Source organism: Pseudomonadota bacterium (assembly GCA_010028905.1).
Taxonomy (GTDB): domain Bacteria; phylum Vulcanimicrobiota; class Xenobia; order RGZZ01; family RGZZ01; genus RGZZ01.
In genome coordinates, this window is sequence record RGZZ01000168.1 from 1 (window position 1) to 9,689 (window position 9,689).

Genomic DNA, 9,689 nt, shown 5'->3' on the forward strand with positions numbered 1-9,689 from the left:
CCGACGGCCCCGTCGTCTTCGCCGAGCTGCGCCAGCAGGGCCTCCTCGATCTGGTCATCTCGGCCACGGGCACAACCACCGTTCTGCGCAGCATCGACGGCACCCCGAGCTACGCCGAGCCCCCCAACCAGGCGGCACTGCCCGCCATGACGTGGAGCGCCCTGGGGCAGACGAACACCGTACCCGCCACAGCCCTTCCCGACCTCTACACCGTCGGCGGCTCGGGTCAGTTCGGCTGGCAGAAAAACAAGGGCGACGGCACCTTCGGACCCGTCGTCACAACCCCCATTCAGACGGGGGCCGTGCAGTTCGCGCTGGCCGACCTCAATCGTGACGGCAAGCTCGACGCCGTGGTGGGCAACACGTCGAGCGGCACGGTCGATGTGCTGCTGGGCAACGGCGACGGCACCTTCAAGGTATTGCAGACCAACGTGAATGGCGGCGCAGCGGGCGTGGCGCTGGCCGATCTCAACCACGACAACATCCCCGACATCGTGGCCGCCACCATCTCAAACAACGAGATGATCACCGTAGCCCTGGGCAATGGAGACGGCACATTCAAGGCGCCGCTGAACACGACCGCCATCGCTTCGGGCGGTTCCTACGTCCCCTCGATCGGCGATATCAATGGCGACGGCAACCCCGACATCGTGGAAGGACGCTATGGCGACGGTACGATAACCCTGCTGCTGGGCAACGGCGACGGCACCTTCCAGGCGTACCAGAACTTTGGCGTGGGTTCGTACGGAACCGCGCTCGGCGACTTCAACGGCGACGGCCGGCTCGATATCGCCGCCGCCCAAAGCAGCAATGTCACCGTCTTCCTCAACGACGGCAAGGGCGGCTTCACCCAGGGCCCTCTGATCGATGTCGGAGCTTCGACCTCCAACCCTGTGGCCACTGACATCAACGGCGACGGCAAGCTTGACCTGGTGTACGGGTCATTCGTCCACGCCGACGTCGTGCTGCTGCTGGGCAACGGCGACGGCACCTTCCAGGCGCCGACCCTTACCGGCACCAACGGCCCCTCCGTCGCACCCGCGGTGGGCGACATCAACGGCGACTACAAGCCGGACTACGTGACCCCCAATTTCCAGGGCACCGCGGTCACCATCAACCTCCACAAGTAGCGTCGCGGTGGGCCTGCCGGTCTGCTTCTACACCACGCGGCCTGGCGTGCAGCCATTGTACGCCCCCGCGGACGCGCAGGTCGAGGCGGAATACGCGCGCCTGCTTGCCACGCCTGCGCTGTGGCCTGGCCACGTGCAACCACGCCTCCCCGCCGAGGGGGAAGGCGACCTCGATCTGCTCGAACCGGCCGTGCGCGCGCGACACGGGGCGCTGGCCCGAGCCAACGGCGTCTTCGCATTCTGCTACGAGCAGCACGGCTCGACTGTTGATCCGGTGCTCGAGTCGATTCTCGCCGACGGTAAGCCCGATCTGGCGTTCATGCTTCTGTGGCGACCGGATGCCGAGTCGATGGCCGGAGGGCCCGAGGCGTGGCGTGCGCACTTCACCCATCTGCTCCGTTTCTTTCACGATGCGCGGTATGTGCGCCCCAAGGGCACCCCCATGCTGGTCGTGGCCAACGCAGGGTCTAGCGCCACGCTGCCTCGTCGCCTCTCGCTGTGGCGCTCGATGGCGCACGCGCACGGTCTGCCCGGGCTGCATCTGGCCGCCCTGCTGGAAGGGGCGCCCACCGATGCCCTGTACCTGCGCGAGTTCGATGCCGCGGTCGAATCGATGCCGCTGTGGGGCGCGGCCCAGGGCGTGAGCACCATCACCCTCGAAGAGACCTGCCATCTGTTTCCGGGTGAACAGGCCGTCACCCGTTCCACGGGCGCGGCACGGCTGCACCCCGTGCAGTACCCTGGGGCGTTCGCCAGCGTTGACGTGCACGCGGCGGAGGGTCTCATCCGAAGCACGGCGGTGCCCCTGTCGGCGGCCGCCTTCGAGACCAGTCTGCACGAACGGCTTCGCGACGCCGAGGCCGACCCCTTGCTGGCCATGCCGCTCGTGTTCGTGCGCAGCTTCAACGGGTGGCTCGAGGGCACCGCCATCGCGCCCTCCCTTGAATGGGGAACCGCCCTCATCGATGCGGTTGGCAGAGCAACCCGAGACACCGAATCGCACGGTGCCGCGCACATTCCCGCGGAGCGCACAAGCGGCGGATTGTCGGAGCACCTCCGACCCGACGTCACCCTCTGCGTGGTTCGGTTGGCCGAACTGCTCGAACCGCCCCAGACGTGGGACTGCCTCGCGGCGGCCCTCGCGCTTGAGCCGGGCGTGGGTGTCATCGACTGCTCGCCCACCCACCGCCATCGCACCCCCCTTGCGCTTCAGGCCCACGTACTCGTGGTTGCGCATCTCGACGCCGAGATCATCGATCTCATCGCACAGCGCCACGCCCGTGGGGCCCTCACCCTGGTGGAGACCGACACCCTGTCACACGTTTCCTCCACAGCAGATCGCTATGCCTCGAGCCGAGCGCACCTCAACCGAGACCTGATGGCTACCGCCCTGCGTCATGCCCAGGCCACGACCCTCGCGCACGGCGCCCTCGCCCGCACCCTTGCAGGCTGGCTGGAGACGGCGCGAACCCGCGCCCCAGAGGCAGTCGCCTCCCTCCCCCCCCTGCCCAGCCGCGGAATCAGCCGCCGCTTCGTGCTGGGTGCCGCCGCTATCGAGCGCAAGCTCGAGGGGTGTCGCCACACCCCCCCGCATGAGCAAGACCAGCTCTCCCGCCTCGACGCCATCATCAGCCAGACCTGCGAGTATGCCCAGGCCGTCTGGCATCGACTCACCGTGCGACTCGCCCTGCACGATGCCCCAGGTGCAGAAGCAGAGGCCCGTGCCTGGCTCGCGCGATACCCCTACGACACGCGGGCGCGAACCGCCCTCGCCCACGCGTTGATGCTGGCACAGCGCAACGACGAGGCGCTGCGCGAGCTGGCGATCGCCATCGACCAGAACCCCCACCAGGTGCAGGCCTGGCTGAGGCTGCTTCGCTTCGCGCGACAGCTGCCGCCCGATCGCCTGAATGCACTGGCCCAACACGCTCTCTTGTGTAATCCAAGCAACTGGCCCCTCGCCCACCAGATCGCGCAGGTCATTGCCGACGATGCACGTCCCGCCTTTCTGCGCGACGTGCTCGGCCGCATCTCGCCCACCCTGGCGCCCGACGAAATCGACGAGGTGCGTGATGCCTTCTCGCCCCTTCTCGCGGCCAGTGGTCTAGCCTGGCCCGAGCCGATGACAGCGAAGGCATCGTCGGCGCGTGACGTCACGCCCCCCTTCGGAGTGAATCTCATTGGCTGCCTCGATGGTCGCACCGGCCTCTCGCAGGGGGCTCGAGCAGTTGCCGCTGCGCTCATCGCGGCCAACATCCCCTGCCGCGCACAGTCGCACATCGCGGTTGAACACGCGCTCGAGCGCAACCCGCTCTCAAGCGCCAAGAGCGACGTGTCGTACGCCATCGACATCGTTCATGCCAATCCCGACGAGCTCGAGTCGCTCGTGCGCCGTCGCGGGCGCAACGTGATGCGAGGGCGGCATCGAATCGGCGCGTGGAACTGGGAGCTGGCTACCTTTCCCGACGCCTGGACCCCCGCGTTCGCACACCTCGACGAGGTGTGGGCGCCCTCGGCCTTCACCCGCCAGTCGATCGCATCGAAAGCCCCCATCCCCGTGGTGCGCATGCCGTACGCCGTTCACATCCCTGCGCTGCTCCCCGACTACATCACCCGTCGCATGTTCGGCATCCCGGATGACGCCTTCACGTTTCTGTTCGCCTTCGACGCATGGAGCTATCCGGAGCGGAAGAACCCGCTGGCAGTGGTGCGGGCGTTTCGCGAGGCCTTCGGAGATCGGCGCGACGTCTTTCTTCTGGTGAAGATGCTGCACGCCCATTCGCTTCCCCATCTGTTCACCGAGATGCTCGATGCGATGGGGGGCGCGCCCAACATGGGCCTCACCCTGACGGCCCTTTCGCGCGACGAGATGTACGCCCTCACCGCCATCTGCGACGCCTACGTCTCGCTGCATCGCGCAGAGGGGTTCGGCCTCCCCCTGGCCGAGGCCATGCGACTGGGAAAGCCCGTCGTGGCCACCGCCTACAGCAGCAACCTCGATGTCATGAACGAGGCGAACAGCATGCTCGTGGGCTGCCGCATGATCGAGATCGAGAAAGACGCAGGGCCCTACACCCGAGGCAATGTGTGGGCCGACGCCGACGTCACCCACGCCGCCGCCTGCATGCGCACCCTCGCCGACGACCGCGCCCTGGCGGCCCGCCTGGGGTCACAGGCCCAGGCCGACATCGCGCGTGACTACAGCGTCGAAGCCATCGGACGGAGCATCAGCGCGCGCCTGCGCGAGATCGAGGCGCGCCTTGGCTGACCGCGCGACGGATGCGAGCCAGCTCGGTGATGTTGCGCACCGTTCCCCACAGCGGATGGAAGCGGGTGTCCGTGTCATTGGAGAACGGCACGGGAAACTCGAGGATGCGCAGGTTGTGCTGAAGCGCGCGCATGATCGCCTCGACGTCGAACATGAAGCCATCGGTGATGACCTCGCCGTAGAGGCGACGCGCCACCTCGCGCTTGTACAGCTTGAATCCGCACTGGGTATCAGAGATGCGCAGCGGAACTCCCATGATGAGGTGCACGAGCCAGCGATGGATCTGCGAGCCCACACGTTGCAAGAGCGGCTGCGCCCGGCGCGCTCCACCCCGAGCGCGACGCGACCCATGCGCCACATCGCACATGTCGAGCCAGAGCAGCGCGAGGCCTTGCAGCGCCGCGTCATACGGCACGCACAGCCCGGCATCGGCGAACATCACGATATCGCCTCGTGCGCGCTCGACTCCCCTGCGCACGGCATACCCTTTTCCTCGGTTCGGAGAATACGACATCACGAAGAGATTCGCCACCTCGTCTTGCAGATGGCGGGCCCGCTCGGCGGTGTCATCGGCCGAGCCGTCATCGACCACGATGATCTCGCCGCGCAGGCCGCGCGCCCGCAGAAACGCATCGGCGGCGCGAATATCGCGACCGATCTTTCGACCCTCTTGAAACGCCGGAATGACCACGCTGAGATCGAGCTGCTCGGCGTCGTCGCTCTCGGGGTGATGAACGCTGCGATGATGATGGCGCATGGCGGTGGCCTCCGTTCGACGGTGACGCTACCGTCTCTTCTTTCAGCATGCCCGAGATCAGGCTGCGCATGGCAGCGCTGACCGTTGCAGAAGACGGCCCGACGTCAGAGCGCGCCGTGTTCGGGCTCATGCCGCCCCCGAAGGGCGCCTGCCTTCGGGTGAGCGGCGTGGTGCCCCTCATCGGCAATGCGGCGCCTGAGACCCCATGCATCGTTAAGATGAATGGTCATCCGGCGGCCGCCCTGCTGCGAAAGGTTCGCTTCGTTCGGTGACGACCTCTCCCTGGCGCTTCAATCTCGATCGCATGCCGCCGCAGACGCTGCGCGACACCGAGCTGTTCATACAGGGCTGGTGCTTCCGCGACGGAAGCGAGGGGTCGCCGAACGTGACCTGTCGGGTGGTGATGCGCGACTCCGAGACGTCTGCGCCCGAGCCCTTCGTCTACACGCGCGCGGCACGCGAGATGGCGCGCCCGGACGTGGTCGCCGCATTTCCCGGGGCGCGAGTTCCCGCGATGTGCGGCTTCACGTGTCGCCTTCCCGTGCTGCGTCCGGCCCTGCTCGAGGTGACCCTGTGGGCCCAGTGTGAAAACGACCCAGAGGAGCGCTTCACCGGATTCATCATACGCGCTGTCCCCCCTGAGACCGAGCCTGCGGCTGATGGTCGCGGCGAAGGACCTCCCGAGACCGAGATGCAGTCTGGCGATCCCCCTCCCGGCATCACGCGTCGCTCGCACCCGTCGAAGGCGAAGCGCCCCCCGCTGATGGAACGGGTGTACCTCGAGTGGATGCCGCGGGTCGTCGATGGCCTCGGGCTCACCCGCTATGGCGATTTCGCGACGGCAGCGTCGACATCATCGCCCGTCACGTTCCCCGGCTGGCGTTCCACACCAGCAAACCGGACGGCGGCCAGAGCGCCGCCATCGCGGCTGGCCTGGCCCGAGCACCCTGTGGCCCCGACGACATCATGGCCTGCCTCAACGCTGATGATCTGTACATGCCGGGCGCCCTGCGCTTCGTCGCAGAGTACATGGCGCGACACCCCGAGGTCGACGCGGTCTACGGCCATCGGGTCATCATCGACGAGACCGGGCTCGAGACCGGTCGCTGGTTCACCCATCGACACAATGCACGCATCACCCTGGCCGTCGACCTGGTGCCGCAGGAAACCCTCTTCTGGCGCAGGCGCGTCTATGACAAGGCGGGGGGCATCGATCCGGCATTTCGCTTCGCCATGGACTGGGACCTCATCACCCGCTTCATCAGCGCGGGTGCACACATGGTTCGGCTGCCGTGGTTCCTGGGGGCGTTTCGCGTGCACAGCACGTCGAAGACGTCGACCCTCTGGGAATCGGTGGGCGCTGTCGAGGCCGACCGCATCCGCGTCGCCCGCCACAGACGCCCCCTTCGCCCGGTCGAGGTTCTCGCACCCTGGTATCACGCCACGATCGAGGCCAACATGCTGGCGTGGCTGTGGCGGTGGGGAGCTCGGCTGTGATCGCCTGTCACCTCATCGAGACCGACGTGCTCGTTCCCGACGCCTGGGCAGAGATGCGCGGCCTTGCGGTCTCGGCATTCAATCCGAGCCTGCTGCCCATGCCGGAAGGCCATTTGCTGGCCTACCGCGTCGTCGGCCCGGATGGACACCGTCGCATCGCCATGTGCCGCCTCGACCGATGGTTTCGCGTCATCGCGGGCAGCCCCGTTCCCTTCTCTGACGGCATCACCCTGCCCCGCACCGGAGACGATAACCCGCCCCGCCGTTGGTTCGCCGATCCCCGTCTGTATGTGCTGAACGGACGGCACATTCTGCACTGGAACACAGGCTGGCAGCATCCGCACAACCACCAGCTGCTGCAGGCCTTCGACCCGCAGACCCTTCACCCCATCGGAGAATCGCGTCTTCTCGTGCTCGATGGCACGCGACAGGCCATTGAGAAGAACTGGCTCTTTCTCGAGGACGCGCCCGGCTTTGCGGTGTACAGCACCTCCCCCCATCGCGCCGCTGCGCGTTCCGATTTCGCCCCTGCCCCTGGGAAACCCGTTTGGCGCGCGCACCCGCCACGCACGCCTGAACAAGGCCGTGGGCGAGATCGTCTACCCCACGGGTGCGGCCTTCAGCCGAGGACACCTCGTAATCAGCTACGGAATCAACGACGAGCACTGCGCCATCGCCTGCATCCCACTCGAGACCGCCATCGCGACCACCATCGCCCTACCCCGCAGGTAGACCCGCGCAGAACCGGCGCACGTCGTCGGCGACCTGCGCGGGGTCGAGCTCGTCGAGACATCGGGGCCGCGGATAGGGACAGCTCCAGCCGCAGCCGAAGCACTCGATGGGGCGCACCACCACACACGCGTGCTCGGCCTGCGGCACGAAGCGCGGCCAGGTGCCCCCCCCGAACACCGCCGCCACGGGCACGCCGAGCGCCGCTGCCATGTGCATGGGGCCGGTGTCGGCGCCGAAATAGAGACGCGCCTCGGCGAGCAGCCCCAGCAGAGTGCCCAGGTCTTGCACGCCCCCCACCCAGACCCTCGCGGCGACCCCTGTCGACCCCAACGTGTCGCGCAGCACCTCAAGCTCAGCCCGCTCGGCCTCTTCGCCCATCAAGAGCACCTCCAGACCGACATCCCGCGCGAGCGCCGTCGTCACCGTGACGGTGACGCCTCGTGGCACCGCCTTCAGCGAGACGTTGGCCGTGCCCAGCGGAAAGACCGCAGCGTAGCGCTTCGAGGTGAGGCCCAGGTCCGCCAGCACCTGCCGGGCCAGCGCCGTGGTCTCTTTGGGAAGCGTGAGGCGCGGGCGAGGCTGCGCCACGGGCGCATCAAAGCCCAGCTCTGCAAGGGCCGCGTACTTGCGGGTCTCGGGCCACGCCTGCGAAACAGGCACCTCGACCGTGAGGCGCGCAACGTCAACCGTTTCCGGCAGCGCCGAGAGCAGCGTCTCGAGCTCCTGGTTCGTAAACGGCAGCGCCCCCGCGCCGCTGAACCCCACCCGTCTGACCCACGGCAGTCCCCGAGCCACGGCCTCGTCAACCACGGTGCGGGTGTACGCGGGAAACATCACGACCTCGAAGTCGCAGGCCTCGAGATCGGCCACAAGCTCGGCCAGCGCCTGGGCATGCTCGAGCGGCTGCACGATGTGATAGGGATTCACCGGAATCGTCAAGACGTCGAGGCGCGGGTCGATGTACGACGTCAGCGCAGCCACGTGCGAGCGCGCCGCAACGGTCACCGCGTGGCCCTTCTCGACCAGCGCCGTGAGCAGGGGCTGGCGCAGCACCAGGTCTCCGAGGGCATCCGGACAGATCACCACGACCCGCTGGGGCACACCCTGACGGGGCACGGCCCGCATGCCTCCCCCATCGACGGCCTCGAGCCAGCGCGCCACCATCTGACGCGCCACCACGGCTCTGGCAAGCAACCGCTCCGGACTCACCGCTGCCACGAGACACGAGAGATCGACATCGTCAAGGCGCTCGAACAGCGGCACCCCGAGCTCTTCGGCGGCACCTCGCAGCTTGTCGTTGATGCCCAGCACCCCCACGCAGGCGCCGCTCCAGGCTTGAACCAGTGCCGCGTGATAGCGCGACGACAGCGCAAAGCCGCAGCGCGGCCAGGCGGCAAGCAGCGCCTCGCAGGTCGGGGCGGCGTAATCGGGCACACACACCCGCAGACGGGACGCGCGCTCACTCGAGAGAAGCCCATAGAGTGCCCGCTCGCCCTGGGGAAGAACGCGCACCTCGCCCACCAGGCCGACCGCTTCGGGCTGCGGGCAGCGCTCGAGCAGGGCCTCGAACGGCGCGACGAGCGGCGAGAGGTCTTCGTGGAAGTTGAGGCAGAACCCGATACGCCCCTCGTGGGCGTCTCCCTCATGCGCGTTGGCGCGATCACGTGCCCAGTCCTCGAGGAACACGTGGGCCAGATCGGCACCCGCCACAGCCGGCGCGCAGGGCCGCAACAAGCGAGCGCTTCGCGCATCGCGGGTAAGCAGAACGCGCGCGCGGGCCAGCACGTGCCGGAGGCGCACATCGCGCAGCGCATCGGCATCGTTCACGCCCACCCCGAGAAAGTCCATGGGGACCTCCCGTTCCGCGCAAAGGGCCATCTCCTCGATCAGGTGATGGGTGAACCAATCGCCGTCATCTGACTGGAACGGGCTCCCCCCCAGCCCAAGCCAGACATCGGCGTTCGCTATCGCCGCACGCCTCTGCTCGGACGTATACGGCAGCCACTCGATGCGCGGAAACCGGCGCCGCTGGCTCTCGATGTCATGTGACGTACAGCAGGTGAAGACCAGGTCAGCGCGAGACTCGACGCACGCGAGAAAGCCGGCCAGCATCAGGTCGTCGCCGATGTTGCCCGCGCCGTAGAAGGCGTGCCCGATGTGAACCACGGTCACGCGTGCGGCCCTGTCATCTCTGTGCTCCCGTCAACCATCAGCAGACGCTCTCTTTCTTGCCCTTCGCCACCTTGCTCTCGTCGCTGGCGAACCCTTCGGACGCCGCAGAGAGATCGTCGAGATTGGCGCCGAG

The 9,689-nt window shown here is 67.6% G+C and carries 7 protein-coding genes; 5 read left to right on the top strand and 2 right to left on the bottom strand.

The window, feature by feature from the left end:
• A partial coding sequence (locus EB084_12675; GenBank protein NDD29111.1) for a VCBS repeat-containing protein occupies positions 1–1,130 on the top strand: 1,130 nt, incomplete at its 5' end.
• 7 nt (positions 1,131–1,137) lie between these two features.
• Positions 1,138–4,398, top strand: coding sequence for a glycosyltransferase (locus EB084_12680; protein ID NDD29112.1), 3,261 nt, complete (start codon positions 1,138–1,140; stop codon positions 4,396–4,398).
• On the opposite strand, the gene EB084_12685 is transcribed toward EB084_12680, so the two are convergent.
• On the bottom strand, positions 4,358–5,155 hold the full coding sequence (locus tag EB084_12685; GenBank protein NDD29113.1) for a glycosyltransferase: 798 nt from the start codon (positions 5,153–5,155) through the stop codon (positions 4,358–4,360). The genes EB084_12680 and EB084_12685 overlap by 41 nt on opposite strands.
• 68 nt (positions 5,156–5,223) lie before the next feature.
• Here EB084_12685 and EB084_12690 point away from each other — a divergent pair, with 68 nt between their 5' ends.
• From EB084_12690 to EB084_12700, 3 genes are all read left to right on the top strand, one after another.
• On the top strand, positions 5,224–5,427 hold the full coding sequence (locus EB084_12690) for a hypothetical protein (protein ID NDD29114.1): 204 nt from the start codon (positions 5,224–5,226) through the stop codon (positions 5,425–5,427).
• Positions 5,428–5,938: 511 nt separating this feature from the next.
• Positions 5,939–6,652, top strand: a complete 714-nt coding sequence (locus EB084_12695; GenBank protein ID NDD29115.1) for a glycosyltransferase — start codon at positions 5,939–5,941, stop codon at positions 6,650–6,652.
• A gap of 474 nt (positions 6,653–7,126) precedes the next feature.
• On the top strand, positions 7,127–7,384 hold the full coding sequence (locus EB084_12700; protein NDD29116.1) for a hypothetical protein: 258 nt from the start codon (positions 7,127–7,129) through the stop codon (positions 7,382–7,384).
• On the opposite strand, the gene EB084_12705 is transcribed toward EB084_12700, so the two are convergent.
• Positions 7,370–9,556: a hypothetical protein gene (locus tag EB084_12705; protein NDD29117.1), complete on the bottom strand. Its 2,187-nt coding sequence runs from the start codon at positions 9,554–9,556 to the stop codon at positions 7,370–7,372. The genes EB084_12700 and EB084_12705 overlap by 15 nt on opposite strands.
• Positions 9,557–9,689: the final 133 nt, after the last annotated feature.